This is a genomic window from Lutimaribacter saemankumensis (assembly GCF_900100005.1).
Taxonomy (GTDB): domain Bacteria; phylum Pseudomonadota; class Alphaproteobacteria; order Rhodobacterales; family Rhodobacteraceae; genus Lutimaribacter; species Lutimaribacter saemankumensis.
In genome coordinates this window covers 1-25,844 of record NZ_FNEB01000001.1, presented here as the reverse complement: position 1 = coordinate 25,844, position 25,844 = coordinate 1, and the positions used below count along the sequence as shown (strand labels likewise).

The window sequence follows — 25,844 nt, the reverse complement described above, 5'->3', positions numbered from 1 at the left end:
GCCGCCGGGTCCACATTCCGAACCCGGCGGCATTGGATTATTCTGTGCTTCGCTTGCGCCCGCTGATCATGGCACGGGCGAGGTTCTCGCCATGCACGCGGCTGGCCCAGAGCACGCCGAGCAGATGCAGGACGATCAGCAGCAATGTCGCGTTTGCCGCAAATTCGTGGATTTCCTCGAACGCTTCACCGCCTTCGCCTTGCTCGCCGTATTCATCGTGGTCGTCGTCCTCTTCCATCGCCCAAGCCGGCAGGGACTGCGCCGTGACTATTCCGGCCAGGGGGCCCTGGCCTTCCTCGACGGCCAGGGTGGCCATTCCCGACAAAGCCGTAAGCGCCAGCGCGAACAAGAGCGCCACGGTCATCGCCCCGCCCGCCGGGCTGTGCCCCAGATGCCGTTCCGCACGGCCGGAGACCAGATCCCGCAGGTATTGCAGAACGCGACCCGGACCTGTGACGAAATCCGTAAACCGGGCGCGGCGCGGTCCGACAAAACCCCACAGGATGCGGACGGCCACCGTCACCGCGATGGCATAACCGGCATAGCTATGCAGCCATTGCGGCTCTCCCTCGCTAAGGTAGGCGGTGGCAAACGCCACCACCAGCACCCAGTGGCCGACCCGGATCAGGGGATCCCAGACCCGAACCATGCCCGTTTCCGAACGGTCCGCCATCAATCGTCGTCCCGTTCGCCACGGTCGTCGTCGTCGCGCTTGTTGCGGTAATCGTCATCGTCGTCGCGATAGGGCAGAACGGCGCCCGTGGCTGGATCAAGATACGCCTCGACACGCATGCCCTTGCTGTCGATCATTTCCACATCGTACCGGCCGCGTTCCAGCTCGACCTCGACTACGGTATAGCCCTGCTCTTCGAGCATGGTGGCGATCTGAGCGACACTCATGCGCTGCTGTTGTTGCTGCGCCTGTGCGCCCTGCTGCTGCGCATTGGCCCCGAGCGCGAAAAGCCCGACGGCGGCTGCAAGCGATGCTGTAAAGAGGATGGTGCGTTTCATGGTGTTTCTCCTTTTGCCGTGGCAGCCGTCATGGCCGCCGATGCCCCCTTCTGCACCGACTCGCCTGACACCGGCCTGACCCGCTGTGTCAGCTTGCTGTCAGGTTGCCGAAGGTAGAGAGTGACGCCATGACACACCGCATCCTGATACTCGTCCTGTCGCTGCTTGCCGCACCCGTCCTGGCGGATCGCGACGACCACGACCGCGCCCGCCATGCGCTCGAGGCCGGTGAAATCCTGCCGCTGTCGGCCATCCTTGAGGCCGCGACCCAGGTACGGCCGGGCCGTGTGATCGAGATCGACCTCGAACGCGACGACGGCCGATGGGTGTACGAGCTGGAACTGGTGTCACCCGAGGGGCACCTTTACGAGATGGAAATCGATGCGGCGTCGGGTGCGGTGCTGGACGTCGAACGCGAGGAGGACGACGACTGAAATGCGCGCGCTCGCTGTCGAAGACGATCCCCGCATCGCCGGTGACCTGCAGTCCGCCCTGACGGCGGCGGGGTTCCGCGTCGAGGTGACGGGCGATGGCGAGGATGCATGGTTTCTCGGGGATACGGAAGATTACGATCTCGTCGTGCTTGATCTGGGGCTGCCATCGCTCGACGGTCTGGCAGTGCTCAAGCGATGGCGGGCGAACGGCAGGACAATGCCGGTACTGGTGCTGACCGCGCGCGGCACCTGGCAGGAGCGGGTCGAGGGCATCGAAGCCGGCGCCGACGATTACCTTCCGAAACCCTTTCGCATGGAAGAGCTGATCGCACGGGCCCGCGCGCTTGTCCGCCGAACCGGTGGCCACGCCGCGGCGTTCCAGGAGGCCGGAGACCTGAGCCTCGACACCAACCGGATGGGTGTCGCGATACGAGGCGTTCAAGTGCAGGTCACGGCGCTGGAGTATCGTCTTTTGGCCTATCTCATGCTGCATCGGGACCGACCCGTCCCACCGAGCGAATTGCTGGAACACCTGTATGGGGACGATGATGCCCGCGAGGCGAATGCGCTCGAAGCCGTGATCGCGCGCCTGCGTCGAAAGCTCGGGGCCGGCATCATCGGAACGCGGCGCGGCTTCGGCTACTTCCTGGAGGCGACATGAGCCTGCGCCTGCGATTGGCCCTGGCAGGCGCCATCGCCATCTTCGTGGCAATGGGACTTGCGGCACTGGGTCTCGCACAACTCTTTGCAGCGCATGTCGAACGCCGAGCCGTGGCCGAGATGAGCGTGCAGCTCGACCAGGTTCTTGCCGGCCTGGAGCGTGGGCCGCAGGGGTTGGAACTGACCCGGCCACCCGCCGACCCGCGCTTTACCCAACCCTATGGCGGGCTCTACTGGCAGATCGAGGAAGCGGGGAGCATCCAGCGGTCCCGCTCGCTGTGGGATACCGTGCTCGATCTGCCCGTCGACACGCTGGGCGACGGCGCGGTGCATGTGCACTGGTTGCCAGGCCCCGACGATAAAGACCTGCTTGTCCTGGAACGTTCAATCACGTTGCCGGCGCGGCTCGGCGGAGGGGCTGTGCGGGCAGCGGTCGGGATGACCGCCTCGGAGTTGATCGAGGCCCGCCGCGATTTCATGGCCGATCTGGCACCTTACCTCGGCTTGCTGGCCATGGCGCTGATTGCAGCAGGCTGGGCGCAATTGACCGTGGGCCTGCGCCCGCTGCGGGCGCTCGGCGCGCGGATCGCCGCCCTGCGTACCGGCCGGGCCACACGAATGGGCGACGACTGGCCGGTAGAGCTACGCCCGGTGGCGACCGAAATCGACGACCTTCTGGCAGCCCGGGACGCGGAAACCGAGCGCGCCCGCGCCCGCGCAGCGGATCTGGCGCACGGGCTCAAGACGCCGCTGCAAGCCCTTATGGGAGAAGCCGCACGTTTGCGCCGCGAAGGCGCCGCCGAACAGGCCGAAGGGATCGAGGACACGGCCCGCGCCATGCGCCGGACGGTCGACCGCGAACTTGTGCGCGCCCGCAGCGCGGCCCGCGCGCTGGATGCCCGCGCAGATCCCGCCCTGGTCGCCGACCGCCTGATCGCGGTTCTGCGCCGGACACCGGATGGGGAAGACCTGGATTGGCGGCAATCGATTTCGCCGGGGCTTGCGGTCGCTCTTGATGATGCCGACCTGGCCGAGGCGATGGGCGCGCTATTGGAAAACGCCGCCCGCCATGCGCGCGGGCGGGTCGTTCTTTCGGCCAGGGAGGACGGCGCGCGGCTTCTTTTGAGCGTCGCGGACGACGGACCCGGCATACCCGAGACAAAGCGCGAAGCACTGATGCGCCGCCATGTCCGGGCGGATGAAGCCGGCACAGGGCTTGGTCTGTCCATTGCGTCAGAGATCGCGCAAGCCGCGGGCGGGATGCTGTTGCTCGACAATGCCGAACCGGGTTTGAAAGCCACGCTCGCCCTGCCCCGCGCACGGGATACGGGGCATCGCGTGGCTGATTGAAACCAAACACTCGGAAAAAACGCGGACACGCGCATCTTTTCGGGAACCCGACTTTCACGTGGTTTCAAGCGGCATCTTCCGACTATAAACTGTTCCCGAGGGCCCATGACCACGATGTGCGTTCGGCTCCTGACGCGGCAGCAAACGCTTTGAGAGGTGCGGCCCTGGACACGCTTGACCGTTTTCTTCCCAAGGGTCTTTTCGTTTTGTCAGCCGGCTTGCTGTGCTGGGGGCTTTGGGGGCTGTTCGAGTATGCGTTTCCAGCCTGGCATCTCGGGTTGCAAGACAGCAACTTTCCTGCCGGACTTCAGTTCATACACTTCCTCGCAATCTCGCTGACGGGATCGATCTTTGTTTTCGGCTATCTGAAGCGCTGGCCACATACGCGTCACGCCACGATCACCATGTATGCGGTGTTGGCTACCATCTGCTTCATTGAAACAATGGATTTCGGGGCGTTTGGAGGAGGCACGACCGGTGTGATGATCATGCTCGCCGAGTTCGCCCTTTATATCGGGCTCTCGACTTATCTGCTGCGGTCAGACGCGATACGAAAGCATTTCCAAATCGCATCGCCCCGGCCCGAGCGTTAGGCAGATCTGTATTCTTTGGTCATCCGCCCCCGGGGAACCATCACGAGGGGCAGTCCATGGCTTGGCCGCTCGGCTGTATCAGTGTCTTATCGGGCAGGTGTTGTCGGATAGGGATTCACTCAACGCCCATTCCAGAAAACCACGTATCAAGGGCTCGTCCTTGCGGCCCGTTTCGCAGGCCAGACCGTAGATGCTGAATGGGGTGGTCCCGACTTCGAAAAGCTTGATAAGCCGCCCTTCATCCAGCGTGTCACGCAACACGGCTTCGTATCCAAGTGTCACCCCAAGCCCCGCTTCAGCCGCCGACGTCGCATATTCGCAATTCGGATAGGCCGGCCCATCAATCATGGCATCGGCATCCGCATCTATGCCCAGCTTCCTGAACCAGGCAGACCACAGATCATCCGTCTGATCGCGCAACAAAGGTACCGTCAACAGGTCGCTCGGTTCGCTCAGGCGTTTCTCCTTCACGAAATCCGGGGCCGCCATCGGGTATCGGGCGGATTCCAGAAACGGCATCACTTCAAGGCCGGGTGCGGACTGATCGCGCCACTGCACAACGACATCGGCATCGTTGGAAGCAAAATCCGTCGAAGGCGCGGCATCCGCCACCCGGAGCTTGATTGCATGCGCATGTGAAAAGCGCGAAAGCCGGGGCACAAGCCAGCGGGCAGCGAATCCGGGCGTTGAGAGTATCCTGAGCTCTTGCGAGTTGCCGCCCCTCGCCTTTTCCGTCGTGTCGGCAAGATTATCGAGCAAATCCGTCAGGCGCCCTGCATAGGCACGGCCCGTTTTCGTAAGAGAGACCCGACCGCCTTCGCGACGAAAAAGCATTGTTGCGAGGTAGGTCTCAAGAGCGCGGATCTGATGAGAGACAGCAGAGGGCGACAGGCACAATTCCCTGGCGGCCAGCTTGAAACTCGCGTGCCGCGCGGCGGCCTCGAATGCCTTTACCGCCGTGAATGGCGGGAGATTTCTTTTTCGAGTGGATGAAATTTTTTCATCTCCTCGTGAAAATTGATCTTTTGTTTCGCGCCACCTCGTGCCGCTAGCCTGATCTCCAGGGATCGAAGCAATCGAGGAGCAAGCCATGCAGACCTCGCAACTTGCGGCCGCTGTCACAACCGCACTTGTTATTACTACAGTATTTCTCTTCCCGGCGCCAGTCGCGGCCCAACCGCAGCGGGAACTTGTCGAGAAACTCGAAGCCTGGCTTGACCGGAACTCAAATCTGCAAAGAGCGCCAACCGCACCGACGATAGTCCTTGCGGACAGGTCTGACGCGGATGACGAACGCTTAATATCTCGGATGGCTGTCGGCACGCGCACCCGTGGGCTTTACGACAAGAGCGGAAGGAAAATAACGCTGTTCCGCCCGTGGAGTGCGACGGACACCGAAGACGTTTCCGTCTTGCTGCATGAACTTGTTCATCACCGCCAGGCCGCGGCAGGACATGGCTGCCGGGCAAGTTGGGAATACCAAGCCTACAAATTGCAGCAGAAGTGGTTGAGCGCGAAAAAGGTTCTTCTGGATGTAAATTGGACGGTCCTCGGCCTTGCCACCACCTGCAAGCTGCAAAACGTACATCCCGATTGACGCGGGCCGCTGGCGCGACCCGCGTCACCGATCATGCGATGGACGCCGACGGCCGGACGAAAGAGCGCTGTTCCCCAAGGCCCGCGATGCCAAGCGTCACGACCTCGCCGCCTGCCAGGTATCTGATCGGGCTATGCCCCATGCCCACACCTGGCGGCGTTCCGGTCGAGATCACGTCACCGGACTGAAGGCTCATGAAACGGCTGCAATACGAAATCAGCTCGGGTATCTTGAAGATGAGTGTCGCCGTGGAGCCGCTCTGCATCCGCTCGCCATCCACATCAAGCCACATATCGAGATCGTCGACATTCTCCACCTCGTCCGGGGTCACGAGCCAAGGTCCGGTCGGGCCGAACGTGTCGCACCCCTTGCCCTTGTCCCAAGTCCCCGCGCGTTCCAACTGGAACTCGCGTTCGGACACATCGTTGACCACGCAATACCCTGCCACATGGGCCATGGCGTCGGCCTCGTCGATATAAACTCCGGGTTTGCCAATCACGACGCCCAGTTCCACCTCCCAGTCGGTTTTGACCGAACCTCGGGGTATCTGGATGTCATCGTTGGGTCCGACGACGGCCGAGGTCCACTTGTTGAAGATGATCGGCTCTTCCGGGATCGGCATTCCGGCCTCTTCTGCATGATCGGCGTAGTTCAGGCCGATGCAGACGAACTTGCCGATACCGCCCACGCAAGGGCCGAGCCGCAAGTCATCCTGCGGCTTGCCGTCGATGATGGGCAGGCTTTCGATATCCAGTTCCCTGAGCGCCGCAAGGCTTTCGGGTAGCAGCGTATCGCCGCCGATATCCGGCACGATCGCCGAAAGGTCGCGAACCCGCCCCATGTCATCCAAAAGTCCCGGTTTTTCGGCACCGTGAGGTCCGAAACGCAGCAGTTTCATTTCTTTGTCCTTTCGCTATAGATCAGGTTGACTCCACGCGGCAATTCAAAAGCCGCGCCGTCCAAGGGGATCGGTTTTGCAGGGTGTTTGCAGCCTTTTCACCGCTTGCGCGATCAGGCATTCGAATACGGGCCTTGCTGGCGCAATGGCAACGCACATCATGCGGCCTCGTTGCTTCCCAGACCCGAAATGGCCTGAATGAGGTTGTCTTCGTTCACTTCATCCGAGGTGAAGGTCCGCATGATCCGGCCCGAATACATCGCAATGATCCGGTCGGACACATGGAGGACTTCGGGCATCTCCGAAGAGATGACGATCACCGCGTATCCCTGCGCCGCCAGCTTGCGCAACAGCTTGTGAATCTCGGATTTCGAGCCGACGTCGATGCCGCGCGTGGGTTCGTCGACGATCAGGACATTGGGATGCATAGACAGCCATTTGCCGATCACGATCTTCTGCTGGTTGCCGCCTGACAGGTTGCCGGCCTTTTGCTTCCAGCCGGGCGTGCGAATGTCCAACTGGTCGCGGTACTGGTCGAATATCGCGACTTCTGCGCCCTCGGCCACGAATGGCCCGGCCTTGAGATCGTCGACCTGCGGCAGGGTCATGTTGTCCCGGCAGTTCATTTCCAGCACAAGCCCCTGCCCCTTTCGGTCTTCGGGCACCAGCGAAATACCCTTTGCAATCGCATCGGCCGGTGAATGGATGCGCACCTCTTCCCCGTCCAGCAGTATCTGCCCGGCCGACGGATCGCGCAGGCCGAAAAGTGTCTCGGCGATCTCGGTGCGGCCGGCTCCGACCAGACCGTAAAAGCCCAACACCTCGCCGCGGCGCAGTTCGAAACTGACATCCTGGTAAAGCTTGCCGCAACTTAACCCGCGGACCTCCAGGGCCACATCGCCCAATTCGTGGTGCGATGCGTTGCGGGTCAGATCGAGCTTGCGACCGATCATCAGTTGCGTGACGGCTTCCTCGTCCGTCTCGGCGGTGTTGACCGTTCCCTGGTACTGCCCGTCACGCAGCACCGTGATCCGATCGGTGATCTTGAAGATCTCTTCCATCCGGTGCGAGATGTAGATGATCCCGACGCCCTCATTTTTCAGATCCGAGATCACGTCGAACAGCACAACCTTCTCCGCATCGGTAAGTGACGCCGTCGGCTCATCGAAGATGACTGCCTTGGCGTTCACCGTCAAAGCACGGGCGATTTCCACCATTTGCTGGTTGGCAATCGAAAGATCCCCGACACGGGTCTTGGCGTCGAAGCCGACATTCAACTTTTCGAGGATCGCATTGGTCTGCTCGGACAGCTTGGCCCAGTCGACCCGTCCCAGGGATTTGCGCGGCAGTTCGCCAAGATAGATGTTTTCGGCGACCGACAATTCCTCGGCCAGGCTAAGCTCCTGGTGGATGAAAACGATACCCTTGGACTTGGCGTCCAGCGGGCCGGACATGACGGCCTTGTCCTCACCCATGAGGATGTTGCCGCTGTCGGGTTGGTAGATCCCCCCGAGCACCTTCATCAAGGTCGATTTGCCAGCGCCATTTTCCCCCATCAGCGCGTGGACCTCTCCGGGCAAGACCGAGAAAGATACTCCGTCCAATGCCCGCACACCGGGGAATGTCTTGACGATGTTTTCAAGTCGAAGAACCGGATGGGTCATATCTTAAGCTCCTCTTTGCCTTTGACATTGAGCTGCTTGTCGAGGAACAGCACCGCGATCAGGATCAAGCCGATCACCAGGTTCACCGTCGACGTGTCGGCCCCGATATGCCCAAGCCCCTTGCGCAAAAGCTGGATCGCGACAACGCCGCCGAAGGTGCCGATGACATTGCCCGCGCCCCCGGTGATCTTGGTGCCGCCAAGCACCACTGCGGTGATCACCCACAATTCGTAAAGCTGTCCGTCGTTGGGGTTCACCGACCCGCTTTCCGAGTAGAAGACCACAGCCGAAAGCGCGGCAAGAAACCCGATGATCGCAAAGTTCACCATCATGTGCGGCCCCACACGGATGCCCGCGTTGACGGCCGCCTCGCGGTTGTCGCCGATGGCATAGGCATTGCGGCCATGCACCGTCCGGGTCATCAGGAACCAGATCGCAAATGTCACGCCCAGCAGGAACCATGTGGCGGTGTGCAGCCCGAGGAATTGCGCTTCGGCGAAGTCCACCAATGTCCAGTTGAGATGACTTGTGGGATTCTCACCATTGAACATGAAGACGATGCCGCGATAGCCAAGCATCGATCCGAGCGTCACGATGAACGCATCGACGCCCGTTTTCCACACGATCAGACCGTTGAGAGCCCCCAGCAGGGCGCCGGCCATCAGGGCCAGAAGCCAGGCCACCGGGATCACCCAGTCACCAAGGCCGGCAAAGATTGGCCATGTCATGCTGTCCAGAAGAACGATGGCCGCGATGGCGAACGTGGCGCCGACACTCAGGTCGATATTGCCGTTCACCATGACGATTGTCATGCCCATCGCGATGATACCGATCGGGGCCGATTGCTTCAGCAGAAGCAGCATGTTTTCCCAGTCCATGAACGCCTTGTCGGAAAGCGACAGGAACTCTCCTGCCACGCTGAAGAAAATCAGCTCGAGCAGGATAAAGCCCCAGATGGCCCCGCTTTTCAGCGCCTTGGCCAGTGCACCCGGTTGCATGATACGTTCTCCCCTACGCAATCGGCGACCAGAGCTTGCCGCGCTTGGCCGCGATATCGAGCCAGACAGCAAGGATGATGATGACCCAGGTCACCACGAACTGGACGTAGAATTGCAGCCCCAAAAGCAGCAGGCCGTTCTGGATGAAGCCCAGGATCAGCACACCGATCACGGTCTTGAAGATCGTGCCGGACCCACCCAGAAGCGATGCCCCCCCAAGAATGACAGCCGCCAGAACCTCAAGCTCCAGCCCCTGCCCCACGGTGTTCTGCGAACCGAGACTACGGCTTGCCTGGATCAGGCCGGCGGTGGCGACACATGCCGCCGAGATCAGGTAGCAATTGAACACGGTCCGCGCCCGGCGCACGCCCGAAAAGGTCGCCGCCGTGTCGTTTCCGCCCACCGCATAGATCTTGCGGCCGAACGCGGTCTTGCCCAGAACGAGGCCAAGAAACGCAGCAAGCGCTGCGAATATCAGGATCGGCACCGGAATGCCCAACGCGGTGCCCTGCCCGAAAACGCTGAACCACGTACCTTCCTTGTCAGCGATATCCATGTTCTGCCCGCCTGAATAGGTCAGCGTCAGGCCGTGTATGGCCGAAAGCATGCCAAGCGTGACGATCAGGGAATTGAGCCTCAAGTATCCTACGAGGAAACCGATGATCGCCCCCAGTGCAAGCGTCATGGCGAACATGGCAGGGATCGCCAGAAAAGGGCCGATCTTGTCATGCAGGTCCAGCACCACGATGGTGGAAAAGGACATCATTGAGCCGACGGACAAATCCAGATTGCCACTGATCACCACGAAGGTGACGCCTAGGGCCATGACCCCGAGGATTGCCGAGGACCGCACCACGCTGAACACGTTGTCAACACTAAGAAATTTCGGACTGGCAATGGTAAAGGCGATCATGAAGACCGCGAAGGCGATCAGGATGCCCTGCTTCGCCAGGATCGGCCCGATCTGCGCTTTGCTGAGTGCTGCCATCTTCCCCCTCCCTCGGGTCGTTAGCGCTGTCTGCGATATCCGGCACCGGCGCTTGCCGCCGACGCGGGCCTGTCAAACGAGTGTCATCCCCCCGTCGATCATAACGATTTGCCCCGTCATGTAATCGCTTTCGGCAGAGGCGAGGAACGTTGTGGTCCCGGTAATGTCGGCCGGGGTGGCCACACGGCCCTTCAGAATCTCTGCCGAGAACTCCTCCATCGCTTGGCCCGGACGATCGGCAGCGCCGATCTCCATGAGATCCCGATCGACCTGCTCCCACATTTCGGTGGCGACCACACCCGGAGCGAACCCGGTGACGGTGATGTTGTGCCTCGCCAGGTCGCGCGCCCCGGATTGGGTCAACGAGACAACAGCCCATTTCGATGCGCAATACGGAGCGACGTTGTCAAATCCCTGGCGGCTGGCGACCGAGGCCGTGTTGACGATCTTGCCCCCACCGCCCTGCGCAATCATCTGGCGGGCTGCTTCCTGCATGCCAATCATGCACCCCAACCCGTTGATACCCATTATGAAATTCCAGTTCGCCTCGGTGACGTCCATGAAGTTCATGGGCTTGTTCACTCCGGCGTTGTTGAATTTGACATCAAGCCGCCCGAAAGTTTCGACCGTGTGGGCGATCATGGCACGTACCTGTTCGCGGTCGGTCACATCGACAACATGGGCGGTCACGTTGCCCGCCCGGCCATTAAGGCGGCTGCGATTGGCTTCTGCGACCTCGGCTACCTTCTGACCATTGATATCCGCGAAGCAGACCATCGCCCCTTCATCGAGAAGCGCCTCACCAATTGCGCGGCCAATACCCTGCGCGGCGCCTGTCACAATGCAGACACGATCAGACACACGTCCCATTTGCGTGTCCCTCCTGAACGAAACATTTTGGGTGGGTTGCGGGGCGCGTTTCTTGCCGCGCCCCGCACTGCACAAGACGGTATCAGAACACCGGCTTCGTGAAATCACCCATATTGTCCTGGGTGATCTTGGGAGTATCGAAGTAGTTCAGGAAGGGTACGTCCTTGCCCGACAGGATATCGATAGCCGTCTGCAGCGCGGCCTCGGCGTCATCGACCGGCGACTGGTAAATCGAGCCCCAGTACTCGCCTGCCGCCATCGCCTCGTAGCCGACTGCAAAATTCGTGGCGCCCACGAAGATGATGCCATCGCGACCTGCGGCCTTGGCGGCGTTCAAAGCACCCACGCCCATGTTGTCATCACCGGCATAGACGCCGTCGATATCGTCGTACTTTACCAGGAACGCTTCCATCACCTGCTGTGACTTTTCGCGGTTCCAGTCGCCCGGCTGGGTGTCGATGATCGTCACGTCGGGACAGACCTCGGGCAGACGATCCTCAAAACCCTTCGCACGCTCGATGGCGGTGGTGTATCCAGGCTGACCGGTGATGTGCACGACCTTTGCTTCGTTTTCGATACCCATGTCCTTGAACTTGTCGCACATGATTTCTGCCGAGCGCGCACCTTGGGTGATGTTGTCCGGGCCAGAAAACGACTTCACGAAATCAAAGCCTTGCTCGGCGATGTTCGAGTTGGTGACGATGACCGGGATACCGGCCTTGTGCGCCTTGCGGACCGCCGGGATCACGGCTTCGCCGTTGGTCGGCCAGATGATGATGGCATCGACTTCCTGTTGGATCAGGTCTTCCATTTGCGCGATCTGGCGCGCGACGTCCCCACCGGCATCCAGAACGACGGTTTCCACCGCGTCGTTGGCGTCCGCGGCGGCAATGAACGCTTTTTCATAGGTGGTCTGGTAGCTGTCCACGCCGACGTTGTTTTGCGTGATGCCGATCTTCATGGTTTCAGCGGATGCAACACCAGCCAGCAGGATTGCCGTGGTTGCTGCAAGAGCAGTGCGAATCTTCATTGTGAATCTCCTCCCGGTCGTTGCCGGCATGTTATCTCTCCCGAGCGTCCCTCCCGGACGCCAGCCATCATCCGTCACTGCGAATGATGTTCCTAAGACTGCCGTTTTCCACCTTTTCAAAATGCAACAACATTATCCATTTTGGATAATTTTATATCCGTAATGGATTCATTTCCCGGTACGGTGGAGCTTCATTTTGGACATTTTGAAAGGGAAAGCGCGTGAGTGAGTTCAAATCATCTGATCCGAATAAACCCGAACCGTCGGGTCAGGCGCAGCACCGGAAGAGGCCCGCAAGGCAAATGAACGTTCGAAGGACACATGATCACGCCAGCCCGGTCTCGCCGCAGACGAAGACCGAGTCGCTCGAGGTTCTGTCCTTCCTCGAAGACCTGAGCGACGAGCTTGAAGATGCGCTGGATATCATCGCGCCGAATGCACATCTGCGCATGGCTTTGCATTTGCTGCTTGGCCATTTCGAGGCGAAGACAGTGACCCCGACGTCGCTGATAGATGCCAGTCGCGTGCCCTACGCCACCGCCAATCGCCGCATGAAAGAGATGATCGAGGCCGGCCTGATCGAACAGCGCCCGCGCACCAAATCCGGCAAGAGCTTTTCCATGCACCCCAGCGACAGGTTGCTGGATCAGTGGATGCAGCTTTCAGGCCGTGTGCGCCGCATGACCGAAGCCCGCTTTGGCGGGCGCAAGCGCGCGCAGGACACCAAGGACTACTATTTCGGCGGAAGCTACGCCGCTGCTCAGTCCATTCCCCCGCTGCGTGTGCGCAGCCAGCCACTGAAAGTCCCCGGCGGCATCCGTGTCCTGGTGCATGGCGACCCGACCTTCATGGTTATGGAAAATCTGAAATGCCAATTCGAACAGGTCATTGGCACCCAGATCAGTCAACGTGCCTTTTCGATCGACCGACTGCGCGAAGAAGCGCTGCGGAATGCAGAACGGTCCGCCAGCCGCTACGATATCATCGCCGTCGATCTGCCCTGGATCGGAGAGTTCGCCGAAAAGAACGTGCTGATGCCGCTTGATCAGGTGATGGACCTCGCGCGGCTCGATCCTGCGGATTTCCACACCGCCGGCTGGAAGGCTGCACATTGGGGTGGGCGCGCATACGGCGTGCCGGCCCAGACCACGCCGGAATTGCTGTTTTATCGCCGCGACCTCTTTGCCGAGGCCGGGCTTGAGCCGCCCGGAACCACAGATGCCCTGCTGGAAGCCGCGCGCGTCCTTCATGACCCGCGGCAGGGCCGCTACGGCATCGCCTGGAACGCTGCGCGCGGAACGGCCTTGGGGCACACGGTTTTGATGACGATGGCGGATTTCGGTCAGCCCGTCCTGGACCTTGCCGAAATCGCCGGCGGGTTCGACACCGACGATCTGGCACAAGGAGATTACCGCCCCACGATCGACACCGAGGCCGGCTTGCGGGCCGCTGAGTTCCTGCTGGAAATGTTGAATTACTCGCCGCCCGGCATCCTTTCGATGTCGTGGTACGAGCGTGTCCGCCCCTATGCGGCGGGCAATATCGCGATGGCGTACGGCTACACGCTGCTGGCCCCGTATTTCGAGCTGGACGAGAACTCGCCCGCCCGTGGGCAGACCGGCTACCTGCCCCACCCCCACGGGCCCGGCGCCAACCCGATTGCGCCGGTGGGCGGTTACGTGATGGGCATACCGGCAAACCTGGCGCCCGAGCGCGTGCCCGCCGCAGTCGAGGCATTGACGGTCTTTACCTCGCCCGAGGCACAGAAACTCTATGTCCAGAACGGCAGCCGCACCAACCCGCGCTATTCTGTCGGAGCCGACCCCGAGGTGCGTCAGACCTCGCAAATCTTCGAAGCGATAGACGCCATGTCATGGCACGACGAGCTTCAGTTCTGGCCGCGCCCGCCCGTGCCCGAGATCGTGCCGATCATCCGCATTTGCGGCGAAGAATTCCACGACATGCTGCGAGGTATCAAATCCCCCCGCGAGGCATTGCGCAATGCACAAACCCAGGCAGACGCGCTGATAGACAAAAACGGGACATAGTGACTTTAGGAGGAGAGCCCATGGACCCCAATCGCCTTAAAGGCAAGAACATCCTGATAACCGGTGCCGCCCGCGGCATGGGGGCCGCCAATGCCGAGGCCTTTGCCGCGCAGGGCGCCAATGTCTGTATCGGAGATCTCGATGGGGACGAAGCGCAGAAAGTGGCCGACAAGATCAATTCCGCCGGCAACGGCAAGGCGATCGCCGTCAAGATGGACGTGACCAAGCGCGAAGACAACGCCGCCGCCGTCGCGGCCACGGTCGAAGCTTTCGGGTCGATCAACGTAGGGCTGTTCAACGCGGGCCTGAACAAGCCCCGGTTCTTCATGGATATCGATGAAGACAACTGGGACATGATCATGAACGTTAACACCAAGGCGATGTGGCTGGGCATGCAGGAAACGGCCAGGCAGATGATCGCGCAGGGCCCGATGGAGAACCATCCCTACAAGCTGATCAACGTAGGCAGCATCGCGTCGCGCAAGCCCCTCGTCGATGTGACGGTCTACTGCACGTCGAAATACGGCTGCCTGGCCCTGACCCATTGCGGCGCAATCGGCCTGGCCGAACACAACATCACCGTCAACGGATATGCGCCAGGTGTGGTCGTCACCCCCTTGTGGGAACAACTGGACAAGGATCTTGTCGATATCGGATTCAAAGAGCGTGAAGGCCAAGCCTATGACGACATCGTCCGCGACGCGCTGCAGATCAAGCGGGTCAGCTATCCCGAAGACATAACCGGAACCGCGTCCTTCCTGGCCAGCGACGACAGCGACTACATGACAGGCCAGATGATCCATATCGATGGCGGCTGGTGCATCCAGTAACCACTTGATTTCCATCAATTACCACTCAGAAACCGGGCGTCATTCACGGCACCCGAAAGGAGCCCTTCATGTCACGCGCACTCATGCCCAACATGCTTACACCGCAGGATCTGGAGCCCAACTGGGAATGGCGTGACCGCCTGCCCGCCTGGGGACACACCTCGGTCGATTTCGAGCGCCGTATCGACCACGACCGCCTGCGCCGCTATCGCCTGGCGCGGACGCGTCAGGCCCTGCAGAACTCCAACGCAGGCACGCTGCTTTTGTTCGACGTGAACAACATCCGCTATGTCTCGGCCACGAAGATCGGAGAATGGGAACGGGACAAGATGTGCCGTTTCTGCCTGCTGACCGGGGATGACAGCCCCTACGTCTGGGATTTCGGTTCCGCCGCGGTGCACCACCAGATGTATTCCGACTGGCTGGAGCCCAGCCATTGCCTGGCCGGCGTGGTCGGTATGCGCGGAACGATTCCGCCCGAATTCGGCCTGATGAAGAAATACGCAAAGCAGATCGCTGGGCTGATCCGCGACGCGGGTATGGGCGACATGCCCGTCGGCGTCGATTATGCCGAAACCGCGATGTTCCACGCCCTGCGGGAAGAAGGTCTCGAGGTGGTCGACGGCCAGCAGATCATGCTGGCGGCACGCGAAATCAAGAACTGGGACGAAATCCAGTTGCTGACCCAGGCGGCCAGCATGGTCGATGGCGTCTACCACATGATCTATGAAGAGCTGAAACCGGGCGTGCGTGAGAACGACATCGTCGCCCTCTCAAACAAGATGCTCTATGAGATGGGGTCGGACGATGTCGAGGCAATCAACGCCATTTCGGGCGAACGTTGCAACCCGCATCCGCACAACTTCACCGACCGGTTGTTCCGCCCCGGCGACCAGGCGTTCTTTGATATTCTCCAGTCATATCAGGGGTATCGCACCTGCTATTACCGGACCTTCAACATCGGCAAGGCGACCTCGGCGCAGAACGACGCCTATGTGAAGGCCCGCGAATGGATAGATGCGTCGATCGACCTTATCCGGCCCGGCGTGACGACGGATGTCGTGGCACAGGCCTGGCCAAAGGCGGAGGAGTTCGGCTTTCCCAACGAGGATGCGGCATTCGGCCTTCAATTCGGCCATGGGCTTGGGCTGGCTCTACACGAACGTCCGATCATCAGCCGTGCGGTGTCGCTTGACCACCCGATGGAGATTCAGACCGGCATGGTCTTCGCGTTGGAGACCTACTGCCCCGCCGCCGACGGCTATTCGGCCGCGCGGATCGAGGAGGAAGTCGTCGTAACCGAAACGGGTTGCGAGGTCATATCCCTTTTCCCGGCCGAAGAACTTCCCATCGCGAACCGGTACTGAACGATGAGCGATCCATTCGATCTGAACGGCCGCAAGGCACTGGTCACAGGCGGCGCAACCGGGATCGGCAAGGGTATCGCCCTTGGACTTGCCGCAGCCGGCGCCGATGTGGCCCTGACCTATCGCAGTCACGCGCCTCAACAGGTGCTGGACGAAATCCGAGCCATGGGGCGCAACGCTGCCGCGATCAAGGCGGACTTCACCTCCATGGACGAGGCCGCTGCGGAAGAGGTGATCGGCTTTGCGGTCGATGCGCTTGGTGGTCTCGACATTCTGGTGAACAACGCCGGGATCATACATCGCGAGGACTCGGCCGAAATGCCACTTGAAGACTGGCGGCGCGTGCTGTCGGTGAACCTGGACAGCGTCTGGCTGCTGTCCCAGGCCGCCGGGCGCAGGATGATCGCGCAGAACGCGGGCAAGATCATCATCGTGGCATCGGTGCTCGGGTCGCAAGGCGGGCTGCGCGTACCGGCCTATGCCTCCAGCAAGCACGCCGTTATCGGACTGACGCGGGCATTGTGCAACGAATGGGCCCCTCTGGGGATCAACGTCAACGCCCTGGCCCCGGGTTACACCGCAACGGACAACACGCAGGCCCTGCGCGACGACCCCGAACGATCCAAAGCCTTGCTGGACCGCATCCCGGCAGGACGTTTCGCTGAACCATCCGAAATCGCCGGCGCCGCCGTTTTCCTAGCCTCGGATGCCGCCACCTACTGCCACGGCAGCGTCGTGACGGTCGATGGCGGTTGGCTGGCCCGATAGTAGAGAAAGATCATGGAACAAACACTTGCAGGAAAAACCGCCTTCGTCACGGCAGCCGCGAATGGAATAGGTCGCGCATCCGCCGAGGCGCTGGCCGCGCGCGGGGCCGCTGTCGTGGCAACCGATATCGACGGCGCCGCGGTCGAGACCCTTGCCGCACAGGTGGATGGGATCTCTGCGCAACGCCTTGACGTGCTGGACGCAGACGCGGTCGATGCGCTGATCACATCCTTGCCGCCGCTGCAAATCCTGGTGAATTGCGCGGGCTGGGTGCATGACGGCACGATCCTCGATTGTGACGACGATGCATGGGACAGGTCGTTCGACCTGAACGCCAAGGCGCTTTTCCGTGTCACGAAAGCCGCCCTGCCGGGAATGCTGGAACAGGGGAACGGGTCTATCGTCAACATCGCTTCGATCGTTTCCAGTGAAAAGGGCGCGCCGCGGCGCTTTGCCTATGGCGCATCCAAGGCGGCGATCATCGGCATGACCAAGGCCATCGCCGCAGATTACGTGACTGCCGGCATCCGCTGCAACGCGATCTGCCCCGGTACGGTGCAAAGCCCCTCGCTCGAGGATCGGCTGAAGGCCACCGGCGATTTCGACAAGGCGTTGGCCGCTTTCAAGGACCGCCAGCCCATGGGGCGACTCGGCAAGCCCGAGGAAATCGCCGAAATGGTCTGTTATCTTGCGGGCGATCTGTCGGCATTCACTACGGGGCAAGCCTTTGCCGTGGATGGCGGCTGGTCGATCTGATGCGACTGGAACGCGCAGCCTCGATCGACGATCTGCGTCTGATGGCCAGGCGCAGGATTCCCCGCTTCGCCTTCGACCTTGTCGACGGCGGAGCCGAAAACGAGCGCAACATGCGGCGCAACAGCCAGGCATTCCAGGAGGTGGAGTTAACGCCGCGCTACATGGTGGATGTGTCGGCCATAGACACGCGCGCGCGGCTGTTCGGAAAGACCTATGACCTGCCTTTCGGCATGGCCCCGATCGGGATGCTCAATGCATTCTGGCCGAATGCCGACCTGACGCTCGCCAGGCTCTGCGCGAAAGAGAACGTTCCGTATGTCGCCAGTTCCGCAGCCTCCACGACCCTGGAAGAGTTGGCCGAGGCCGCAGACGGCAATGGCTGGTTCCAGCTATATGTTTCCAGCGATGACACCGTAACCGAAGGATTGATCGCGCGGGCTGAGGCGGCGGGATACGACACGATGGTCGTCACCGCCGATGTGCCTGCCGCAGGGAAGCGTGATCGCGACATTCGCAACCAACTGGCTGTCCCGTTCCGCATCACACCCGAGGTTCTTCTGCACCTTGCGCTGAACCCGCGCTGGTCGCTGGAAACCTTGCGCCACGGCAAACCGAACGTCGCAAATTACGCCGACCTGCTGCAAAGCGCCACGTCTTATGCGGATGTGCAGAAAACGCTGATCACACCCGGCTTTACCTGGGACGCTCTGGAACGATTGCGGGACCGGTGGAAAGGCAAGCTTCTGGTGAAGGGTATCCTTCACCCGCAAGACGCCGTGTCATGTGCCGATATGGGATGTGACGGGATCGTCGTGTCCAACCATGGCGGCCGCCAGGTGGCTTTCGGTCCGCCAACGATCGAAGCCCTGCCAGCCATCGCGGATGCCGTTACCGGAAAGATCGGTATCGCCATCGACAGCGGCGTCCGCCGCGGTGCCGACGTTCTGCGCGCCAAGGCATTGGGCGCGGATTTCGTTTTCGCCGGTAGGGCCTTCGCCTATGGGGTCGGTGCCGGCGGTACGCCCGGTGGTCAACGCGCCATGGACATCCTAAAGCTCGAACTCGTCCGCGCGCTCGGCCAGTTGGGCGCAGCATCCTTCGAAGGGGTCGGATCTTCGGCTTTGGCTCGCTAAGCCGCCGCGGGGTACTTTCGGGAGGATTCAGTCTGTAGACTGACCCTGCCCCCCCCTGCGGGCCAGACTGCGCATTAACCGGGTGCGAGAAGGCAGGATTGAAAGCCCCTCAAGCTGCCCAAACGAGGCGGCGGAAAAGATCACATTTGCGCCTTGCGATAGATTGCCGGGGTCGTTCCGATCCACCGCTTGAACGCACGCGTAAAGGAGCTTTGCTCGGAGAAGCCGGTCAGGAAGGCGACTTCGGCCAGAGAATACCGCTCGTCCCTGAGAAGACCCTCGGCAAGCTCGCGCCGCGTTTGCTCGGTGAGCGCCTGAAAGGTCAATCCGTGTTCCGACAATCGACGGTGAAAGGATCGGACGCTCAACCCAAGACCCTTGGCAATGTCCGCCATCCGCGGTGTGCCTTCGCTAAGACCACGGGCGATCAAGTCTTTCGCCTGCCCGACGATCGGCGGCGAGGTTGGAACTTCGGCGAGTTCCTCGTCCAGATGGGATATCAGGTAGCGCGAGATCCCTTCATCCCCGAGGATGTTGGGCCGCGTCATCGCTTCGTGCGAAATCAAAACCGCGTCGAGTTTCGCATCGAACGTGACAGGGCACCCGAACCAAGCCTCGTGGAATGCCTTTGACCTCGGTTCCTTGTGTTGGACGAAAACTTCGATAGGAGAAAACGGAACCGGGCAGACCTGCCGCGATATCGAAACCGCGCTCGCCAAAGTCGCCTCGTTCGACAGGCGCATTCCAAGCCGCCGTTCGCCCGGCCGGTGCAGGACGAAAAGAACGCCCCTTGGATCCGGCCTGAGTTCATAGGTCACGACGCCAGTCCAGATCCGCGCATATCGTTCGATCCGTGAACAGGACGCCATCAGATTGGGCGCGGCCTTCCAGGCAAGGCCCAGGGCCCCGTAGTCGTCGCATCTCATGGAGGCGCCGACATGCACGGGCAGATCGGTCATGTCGATCGTCCGGGCCATCTTTTCCAGCAGGTCGTAGTAGTCTTCGGCCGCGATCATGACCTTCGGATCCCACGGCGCATCATGATCGATGCCGACCCCGGCAAGGGCCTCTTTGGGATCGATGGCGGCGCCCACGGCCGCCACCATCTTCCGCGCGAAAAGCGAGGTTACATAGCCCATGGCCGCAGTGTTCTGACTGATGCAAAGACGCGCATGGCGTGATCATAGCCGGGCCGTGACCGCGTGTCACCGCGCCCGCCTGGCGGGCTGGGTCAAAACCTTGGCGGCTCCGGTCAATATTTGCGCGGATCTGGGCGGCTATCCCGTGGTCATCGAACTCTAGCAAGGAGACAGACCATGAAAGACCAACCCATCCTCGTCGTCGGCGCCACCGGCAAGACCGGCTCCCGCGTTGCAAGAAAGCTTGAAGAAAAGGGCTTTGCCGTCCGCCGCGGCGCGCGGCGTTCCGACATTCCCTTCGACTGGGAAGACCCGTCCACCTGGGCCCCCGCCCTGAGCGGCGTCGCGAAGGCATATGTCACCTATTTTCCCGATCTCGCCTTTCCGGGCGCCGTGGAAAAGCTCCAGGCCTTCACCAGGGTCGCCGCGGCAAGCGGATTGCGGCACATCGTGCTGCTTTCGGGACGCGGAGAGCATCACGCGCGCCTCGGCGAAGAGGTCGTCCGCGCGTCCGGCATTCCGTTCACGATCGTTCGCGCCGCCTGGTTCGCACAGAACTTTAGCGAAGGCTACCTGCGCGATCCGATCCTGGCCGGCATCCTGCCCATGCCCGGAGGAGACATCGCCGAACCGATTATCGACATCGACGATATTGCAGACGTCGTCGTCGCGTCGCTGACCACCGCCGGCCATACCGGCGAAACCTACGAGGTGACGGGACCGCGATTGATGACATTCGCCGAAATGGCCGACGTCCTGACACAAAGCGTTGGGCGCCCCATCCTGCATGTTCCCATCACCTTCGAAGACTTCCACGCCAATCTCGCGGAGTCCGCCGATGACTTCGTCGCCGATGTCTTCACGGCCATCGCGCGGGAAACGCTGGACGGGCGCAACGCGCAAACGACCGATGGTGTCGAGCGTGCTCTTGGCCGGAAACCGCGCGACTTTACGGTTTTCGCGTCTGCCGCCGCAACCGCCGGAGCCTGGTCCGTTGCCGCCTGATGGCGGTCTGACTTCATGAAAGGAAACCCCATGTCACTGACAACCTTGGAAAAGATCGCGCTAGGCATCTCCGGGCTGACGGCTTTCGGCATCGGTGCCGCCATTCTGGCCGCCCCGCACGCCTTCTACGCCAGCTATGGCATTACGCTCGACGGCAACGCCAGTCTTCTCAGCGAACTGCGCGCACCGGCCGCGGGTCTCGCGGCATTCGGCCTTCTGATGCTTATGGGCATCTTGCGGCCAGCAATGGCAGCGGTATCGAAAGCCGCGTCCTTGACCGTCTTTCTCGCGTTTCCGGCGGGACGTTTGATTGGGCTCGCGATCGAGGGGCTGCCGTCAACCGGCATCCTCGCCGCGCTTGTCCTGGAGTTGGGTGTGGCGATGCTGTGTCTGGTCGCATTCAAGCGCCGTGTCGGACGCTCACAGTTGGCTGCGGCCCGCTCCAAGAGCTGACGGACCAGCGGCGGCAAGGCTGACATGCCATGCCGCCGCTTCGTTCAAGCTCTTCCAACCAAACACCGCTCTGCGGGTGCTGTCAGACTATTTCGAACTCGTCTCTGCAAGGACAGTGAGGCTGCCGCTTTTGCCGCGCAGAGAGCGCGCCACTCGGCCAGAGCAGCGGTTCGGTTCTGTTTGGAGTGGCCCCGTTTGGAGAGGCTGCGATCCTGGTTGAAGTGGTTGAAGACGGAGGAATGGTCGGCGACGAATTTCTGCAAACTTCGCATTCGCCGAAAGCGCTGCATCGCGCGCTCTCGTCGTCGGAATGGAAGGTGTGAATTCTCAACGCGGTTGTTCAGCCAACGACCGCAAGCTTGCCGATCCTCGCACCCCATGTCGCGAAGCGGCGCTTTTTATGAAGCAAACCGATCCGTGACCAACACCTCTGGCTGGCCATATCGCCGCATTAATTTCCTGAGCATTTTCAATGCAGCGCGCTTGTTTCTTCGCTTGGTGACGACGCTTTCCAGCACCTCGCCTTCATGATCGACAGCTCGCCAGAGGTAGTGCCGCTCACCGTTGATCTTCACGAAAACCTCGTCCACGTGCCATTGCCATGGCGAAAAAGCGCGTAGCTGCTGAACACGCCGCCGCCGGATCTCCGACGCAAACATCGGGCCGAACCTGTTCCACCAGAACCGGATGGTTTCATGGCTGACGTCGATGCCGCGTTCGTGGAGCAGATCTTCGACGTTTCTCAGCGATAGCGGAAACCGGACATAGAGCATTACCGCCAGGCGGATGATCTCGGGGCTGGTTTTGAAATACTTGAAAGGCGAGCGCTTGGTCATCGTCAAAGGCTACGAAAGCCCCCTGCCCGCCTCAAGCCAAGTTCCTCTGACAAAGCCTCCAAGACACTCAGGACACTGAAGAAAATCGATTTTTTGGCCTTAAACTATGCGAACATCTAAACGGCCGTCGATCGATTGAGGTTGGTAGAAGACACACCGGACGCGAACGTTTGATCACGCTGCTTTACACGTAAAAATCCAAATCCTCCTGCGCTTTGAGCAGATCTCGCATCTTAATCGGATCGTCACCAACAAAGAACACGAGCCCCCAATGGGTGCCGAAAGCGGATCTTTCGGGAACCGTCTCTTGCGCGGGTTCGACCAGTTCATGTGTGTCGAAGTATGGATGCCCAACCGTTTCCTCAGGCATCTCTAGTTTGCTGACCACGCGACGGCGCGGATATACGCCAAAACAACCAGCATAGCCTTTGGCGTCATCGACCTCGCGGGGAAAAAAGGCCTCAACTTCTTGCTTGGTACTCTTGGGGTCAAAGACCAGAATGGAGGCTTGGTAAGCATTGAAACCGTAAGCTTTTTCGATCAGTTCGAATGCCTTGAAACCCGGTGGGCGATAGGCGACCTCGCCAAAGTACATTTCACCATCGGATGTCAGGAAATATTCCGGGTGAATCTGGCCGAACTTGATATCGAACGTTTTGATCAGTTTTTCAATTTGCTGTGTGATTGCCTCACGCCATTGCTCCAGCTCTTTCGTGGCGGGCACGAAGACGGAGTAACCGAGCGTCACATATTCCGATATGTTTAGAAACTTGATTTCTCCATCGTGGATCCATGCTTCGACCGCGAATTCCCACCCATCGAGATGGCTTTCCATCAACAGGGGATACTCTTCGTCCGGAATTTTATCGATATCCTCGATGTCTCTGATCATGCGGTGCCCGAGGCAACCAGCCTTGTCGAAAGCCTTGACATGGATCGGGTCATCCGGGTCGCCGTCGAGTTTCAGCAGGGTTTGGTTCACGCGTTTCATAAAGCGCACGATGTCGTCCTTTTCGTAGGCTTCTTCGAAAATGCCGACGCGGATACCACCCAACTGGGCGCGCCGCTTCATCAAGGCTTTGTCGCGGAACAGAATAGATTGGCCATACATGCGCGGTTGATCCATCAGAACGGCGTTGATCGCGCCGGCCCATTCAACCGTCTCTTCGAAAAGTGGAATCGCAACATCGACACCGTCATCTTTCAGACGGCGGGCAATCTCGAACGACCTGTCGTTTAGTCGCGAAAAATCCCACGGCATGAAAGGAATGTTGTTCGCTTCGCAAAAGTCCGCGGCCCAATCCGGCGCTACTACAATATAGCGGCGGTCGAAATTCTGTGCCGCTTTGATGGCGTTGATGCTCCACCCCAGCAGCGCTACATAACCCTTACTGGGGTCTTTAGGCGTTTCCGTCCCGCGCACCGAGTCCAGATTGGTATCGACCCAGCCCGAAACATCCTTTGGTGCCGGCATTTCAAGCGTGTCTTTCAGTGTCGAGAATTTCGTCGATCTAGAGATGTCGTGCCCTCCAATTTCTATGCTGTAGCGCGCGACCCATCGGTTGGGTTGGCCACGGCGCTCTGATATTTCGTTAAGAAAATCTAACATTTTTTCCGCGAATTTCCAATGCCTGGCATCTGAAGGATGGGTGTAGGCATCCTTTTCCAAAATCATTTTTCGCAATAAAAAATAAAAATTATAATGCTTTACTATCTGGCTGGCCTGATTTTCCGGGGCCTGCTGAAGGACGTCTGATAGCGTAAGAGTCAAGGCATATTTATTAGCATATCAAACTAGTTTAAGGTCATGCGCCCGCATCGCGTGCACAAGGCGTATCGGACAGGCGTAGAGCGCCGCCCTTACTGGCCGCGTGTCGGGGTAACGACGTCGCGCGCTTTATGCCGATATGCGCCAATGAAAGCGACCCGATCCGGGCATTGGTGCTCCGCGCCCGCAATTACCGAAGTCTGAGGCGGCCAAACGGTTTCCAAGCCGGTGAAAAACGTGCAGAAAGCGGGTCGATACCCGTTGCAAACTTGATCGTGAGATTTCAGCCTGACGATCCGAGGTGATCGAGAACACGTCTGGAGAGCACCCTACATGTATGTTTTTTCTAACCCGGTCGGTTTCGGATCGCTTTGGTTTCATAACCTAACGACGGCGGATGGCACGCAGGTGGGCTATGACCCGCAGGCCCGTGCGTTTATCCCGACTCCGCCGTTCTGCGCGAACCGTGCCCTGATCGGCTGCAATTGGATTGCACCCGAGGAGGGGGCGCTTTGCAGATCATGCGCCATGACCGCGGTATCGCCGGATCATGCTGCCGCCAATGCGCTGAACAATTGGGCGTTCACCGAGGCGGCGAAACGCTGGACGCTGGACAATCTGGGCCGCTGGCATTGGTTCCGTCCCGAAGATCCCGGCGCGCCCCCTGTATTTCACATGCTTGCTGACGGACCAACCCCGGTTGCGATGGGCCATGTCGACGGTGTGGTCACTATCAGCGTGGCTGAGGCCGATCCGGTGCTCAGCACCACACGGCGCCAGGCGCTGGAAGAACCGTACCGGACAATGATTGGTCACATGCGCCATGAAATCGCCCACATGCTTTGGTGGCGTCTTAGCCTACGTGCGGATTTCCTGGATGCATTTCGCGTCGAGTTCGGGGACGAGCGCGAAGATTATTCGGCAGCCTTGCAACGTCACTATAGAAATGGTCCGCCCGCGGATTGGAGCCAAAGCTACCTGACAGCCTATGCCTCTGCGCACCCGCATGAGGATTGGGCCGAGACAGCGGCACATCTGCTGCATCTTACCGACATAACAGACAGTTTCGTGTCGTCAGGGTTTTCGTCACCGGACATTCCCTATCCAGGCTGGGACGCTTATTCAGAGCCTGATGCCACAACACTGATACGGGTCGCGGTATCGGTCGTCATGGGGATCAACCACGTCAATCGCTCCATGGGTTTAGACGATATATATCCATTCTTTGTGTCTCATGCAGCGCAGCGCAAGCTCGCTTTCGTCCATGAATGGCTGCGCAGGGGCGCACAGGGTAGATGACCATCGACACGTTTTGAACTATTGCCTTCTTATTACGCTAGGATGGTCTTGTCAGATTAACTTGGCTTGAGGCAGGCAGGGGGCTTTCGTAGCCTCTAAGGATGACCAAGCGCTCGCCTTTCAAGTACTTCAAAACCGATCCCGAAATCATCCGCCTGGCGGTGATGCTCTATGTCCGGTTTGTCCGCAAAGAAGACGTTGGCACATACCGCGGCGAACGGCAGCTAGGAGCCCAAAGCGGACCTAGGTATGAAGGCTAGGGACGCCTTCGTCCAATTTTCAGGCAGCTTTGGCCCGGCACAGGCAGCTTGCCCGAATTGGGATGTCGGCACGCGCGACAGCTTGGTCA

25 protein-coding genes and 2 pseudogenes are annotated in these 25,844 nt (G+C 60.3%); 15 read left to right on the top strand and 12 right to left on the bottom strand.

The features are described 5' to 3' along the window. Positions 1-37: 37 nt before the first annotated feature. Both BLT50_RS00130 and BLT50_RS00125 read right to left on the bottom strand, forming a co-directional pair. Positions 38-673, bottom strand: coding sequence for a cytochrome b/b6 domain-containing protein (locus BLT50_RS00130; protein ID WP_090025203.1), 636 nt, complete (start codon positions 671-673; stop codon positions 38-40). Beyond that, positions 673-1,011 (bottom strand): PepSY domain-containing protein, encoded by a 339-nt coding sequence (locus BLT50_RS00125; protein ID WP_090025200.1) that lies wholly within the window; start codon positions 1,009-1,011, stop codon positions 673-675. The genes BLT50_RS00130 and BLT50_RS00125 overlap by 1 nt, the downstream gene beginning before the upstream one ends. Before the next feature lie 128 nt (positions 1,012-1,139). Between BLT50_RS00125 and BLT50_RS00120 the strand changes: the two genes are divergently transcribed. Genes BLT50_RS00120 through BLT50_RS18910 form a run of 4 tightly spaced genes read left to right on the top strand, consistent with a single transcriptional unit; the run spans position 1,140 to position 4,048 of the window. After that, complete coding sequence (locus BLT50_RS00120) at positions 1,140-1,445, top strand: PepSY domain-containing protein (RefSeq protein WP_090025197.1); 306 nt, start codon at positions 1,140-1,142, stop codon at positions 1,443-1,445. Position 1,446: 1 nt separating this feature from the next. Next, positions 1,447-2,106 carry a response regulator transcription factor gene (locus tag BLT50_RS00115; protein WP_090025194.1) on the top strand — a complete coding sequence of 220 codons (660 nt, stop codon included), beginning with the start codon at positions 1,447-1,449 and terminating at the stop codon, positions 2,104-2,106. Further along, positions 2,103-3,455 (top strand): sensor histidine kinase, encoded by a 1,353-nt coding sequence (locus tag BLT50_RS00110; protein WP_090025192.1) that lies wholly within the window; start codon positions 2,103-2,105, stop codon positions 3,453-3,455. Before BLT50_RS00115 ends, BLT50_RS00110 begins: the two co-directional genes overlap by 4 nt. After that, the gene (locus BLT50_RS18910; RefSeq protein ID WP_139170441.1) at positions 3,452-4,048 is read left to right on the top strand and encodes a hypothetical protein; all 597 of its coding nucleotides are present in this window, start codon (positions 3,452-3,454) and stop codon (positions 4,046-4,048) included. The genes BLT50_RS00110 and BLT50_RS18910 overlap by 4 nt, the downstream gene beginning before the upstream one ends. A 78-nt stretch (positions 4,049-4,126) precedes the next feature. Here BLT50_RS18910 and BLT50_RS00100 read toward each other — a convergent pair whose 3' ends face one another. After that, complete coding sequence (locus tag BLT50_RS00100) at positions 4,127-5,140, bottom strand: LysR substrate-binding domain-containing protein (RefSeq protein ID WP_090025187.1); 1,014 nt, start codon at positions 5,138-5,140, stop codon at positions 4,127-4,129. On the opposite strand from BLT50_RS00100, the gene BLT50_RS00095 reads away from it, so the two are divergent. Further along, entirely contained in the window at positions 5,139-5,645 is a 507-nt protein-coding gene (locus tag BLT50_RS00095) for a DUF6647 family protein (RefSeq protein WP_090025184.1), read from the top strand. The genes BLT50_RS00100 and BLT50_RS00095 overlap by 2 nt on opposite strands. 31 nt (positions 5,646-5,676) lie before the next feature. On the opposite strand, the gene BLT50_RS00090 is transcribed toward BLT50_RS00095, so the two are convergent. The 6 genes from BLT50_RS00090 to BLT50_RS00065 all read right to left on the bottom strand — a co-directional run bounded on the left by BLT50_RS00090 (position 5,677) and on the right by BLT50_RS00065 (position 12,093). Continuing rightward, positions 5,677-6,543: a fumarylacetoacetate hydrolase family protein gene (locus tag BLT50_RS00090; RefSeq protein WP_090025182.1), complete on the bottom strand. Its 867-nt coding sequence runs from the start codon at positions 6,541-6,543 to the stop codon at positions 5,677-5,679. 158 nt (positions 6,544-6,701) lie between these two features. Next, positions 6,702-8,207, bottom strand: a complete 1,506-nt coding sequence (locus tag BLT50_RS00085; protein ID WP_090025180.1) for a sugar ABC transporter ATP-binding protein — start codon at positions 8,205-8,207, stop codon at positions 6,702-6,704. Next, a complete protein-coding gene (locus BLT50_RS00080; protein ID WP_090025178.1) occupies positions 8,204-9,205 on the bottom strand; it encodes an ABC transporter permease in 1,002 nt (333 codons plus the stop codon). The genes BLT50_RS00085 and BLT50_RS00080 overlap by 4 nt, the downstream gene beginning before the upstream one ends. A gap of 13 nt (positions 9,206-9,218) precedes the next feature. Further along, positions 9,219-10,193, bottom strand: a complete 975-nt coding sequence (locus BLT50_RS00075; protein ID WP_090025175.1) for an ABC transporter permease — start codon at positions 10,191-10,193, stop codon at positions 9,219-9,221. Positions 10,194-10,265: 72 nt separating this feature from the next. Next, positions 10,266-11,063 carry an SDR family NAD(P)-dependent oxidoreductase gene (locus BLT50_RS00070; RefSeq protein WP_090025173.1) on the bottom strand — a complete coding sequence of 266 codons (798 nt, stop codon included), beginning with the start codon at positions 11,061-11,063 and terminating at the stop codon, positions 10,266-10,268. An 82-nt stretch (positions 11,064-11,145) separates the two neighbouring features. Then, positions 11,146-12,093 carry a sugar ABC transporter substrate-binding protein gene (locus BLT50_RS00065; RefSeq protein ID WP_090025170.1) on the bottom strand — a complete coding sequence of 316 codons (948 nt, stop codon included), beginning with the start codon at positions 12,091-12,093 and terminating at the stop codon, positions 11,146-11,148. A gap of 302 nt (positions 12,094-12,395) precedes the next feature. Between BLT50_RS00065 and BLT50_RS00060 the strand changes: the two genes are divergently transcribed. The 6 genes from BLT50_RS00060 (at position 12,396) to BLT50_RS00035 (ending at position 18,995) form a co-directional block, all read left to right on the top strand. After that, the gene (locus BLT50_RS00060; RefSeq protein ID WP_090025167.1) at positions 12,396-14,141 is read left to right on the top strand and encodes an ABC transporter substrate-binding protein; all 1,746 of its coding nucleotides are present in this window, start codon (positions 12,396-12,398) and stop codon (positions 14,139-14,141) included. 20 nt (positions 14,142-14,161) lie between these two features. After that, on the top strand, positions 14,162-14,971 hold the full coding sequence (locus tag BLT50_RS00055) for an SDR family NAD(P)-dependent oxidoreductase (RefSeq protein ID WP_090025164.1): 810 nt from the start codon (positions 14,162-14,164) through the stop codon (positions 14,969-14,971). A 68-nt stretch (positions 14,972-15,039) separates the two neighbouring features. Further along, positions 15,040-16,338: a M24 family metallopeptidase gene (locus BLT50_RS00050; protein WP_090025160.1), complete on the top strand. Its 1,299-nt coding sequence runs from the start codon at positions 15,040-15,042 to the stop codon at positions 16,336-16,338. 3 nt (positions 16,339-16,341) lie between these two features. Further along, positions 16,342-17,106: a glucose 1-dehydrogenase gene (locus tag BLT50_RS00045; RefSeq protein ID WP_090025158.1), complete on the top strand. Its 765-nt coding sequence runs from the start codon at positions 16,342-16,344 to the stop codon at positions 17,104-17,106. Positions 17,107-17,118: 12 nt separating this feature from the next. Next, the gene (locus tag BLT50_RS00040; protein ID WP_090025156.1) at positions 17,119-17,862 is read left to right on the top strand and encodes an SDR family oxidoreductase; all 744 of its coding nucleotides are present in this window, start codon (positions 17,119-17,121) and stop codon (positions 17,860-17,862) included. Continuing rightward, a complete protein-coding gene (locus BLT50_RS00035) occupies positions 17,862-18,995 on the top strand; it encodes an alpha-hydroxy acid oxidase (protein WP_245723238.1) in 1,134 nt (377 codons plus the stop codon). Before BLT50_RS00040 ends, BLT50_RS00035 begins: the two co-directional genes overlap by 1 nt. Before the next feature lie 140 nt (positions 18,996-19,135). Here BLT50_RS00035 and BLT50_RS00030 read toward each other — a convergent pair whose 3' ends face one another. Continuing rightward, positions 19,136-20,134, bottom strand: a complete 999-nt coding sequence (locus BLT50_RS00030) for an AraC family transcriptional regulator (protein WP_090025149.1) — start codon at positions 20,132-20,134, stop codon at positions 19,136-19,138. Positions 20,135-20,311: 177 nt separating this feature from the next. Between BLT50_RS00030 and BLT50_RS00025 the strand changes: the two genes are divergently transcribed. Both BLT50_RS00025 and BLT50_RS00020 read left to right on the top strand, forming a co-directional pair. Next, positions 20,312-21,139 carry a Rossmann-fold NAD(P)-binding domain-containing protein gene (locus BLT50_RS00025; RefSeq protein WP_090025147.1) on the top strand — a complete coding sequence of 276 codons (828 nt, stop codon included), beginning with the start codon at positions 20,312-20,314 and terminating at the stop codon, positions 21,137-21,139. A 30-nt stretch (positions 21,140-21,169) separates the two neighbouring features. Further along, on the top strand, positions 21,170-21,592 hold the full coding sequence (locus tag BLT50_RS00020) for a DUF4345 domain-containing protein (RefSeq protein ID WP_090025145.1): 423 nt from the start codon (positions 21,170-21,172) through the stop codon (positions 21,590-21,592). 131 nt (positions 21,593-21,723) lie between these two features. Here the strand turns inward: BLT50_RS00020 and BLT50_RS00015 are convergent. Together BLT50_RS00015 and BLT50_RS00010 are read right to left on the bottom strand one after the other, a co-directional pair. Then, positions 21,724-22,428, bottom strand: a pseudogene (locus BLT50_RS00015) (IS6 family transposase); the annotation flags it as partial. A 184-nt stretch (positions 22,429-22,612) separates the two neighbouring features. Next, positions 22,613-24,199, bottom strand: coding sequence for an ATP-grasp domain-containing protein (locus BLT50_RS00010; RefSeq protein ID WP_245723237.1), 1,587 nt, complete (start codon positions 24,197-24,199; stop codon positions 22,613-22,615). Positions 24,200-24,604: 405 nt separating this feature from the next. On the opposite strand from BLT50_RS00010, the gene BLT50_RS00005 reads away from it, so the two are divergent. Both BLT50_RS00005 and BLT50_RS18905 read left to right on the top strand, forming a co-directional pair. Next, complete coding sequence (locus BLT50_RS00005; RefSeq protein WP_245723236.1) at positions 24,605-25,495, top strand: zinc-binding metallopeptidase family protein; 891 nt, start codon at positions 24,605-24,607, stop codon at positions 25,493-25,495. Between the two features lie 101 nt (positions 25,496-25,596). Beyond that, positions 25,597-25,677: pseudogene (locus BLT50_RS18905) on the top strand (IS6 family transposase); the annotation flags it as partial. Between the last annotated feature and the right edge of the window lie 167 nt (positions 25,678-25,844).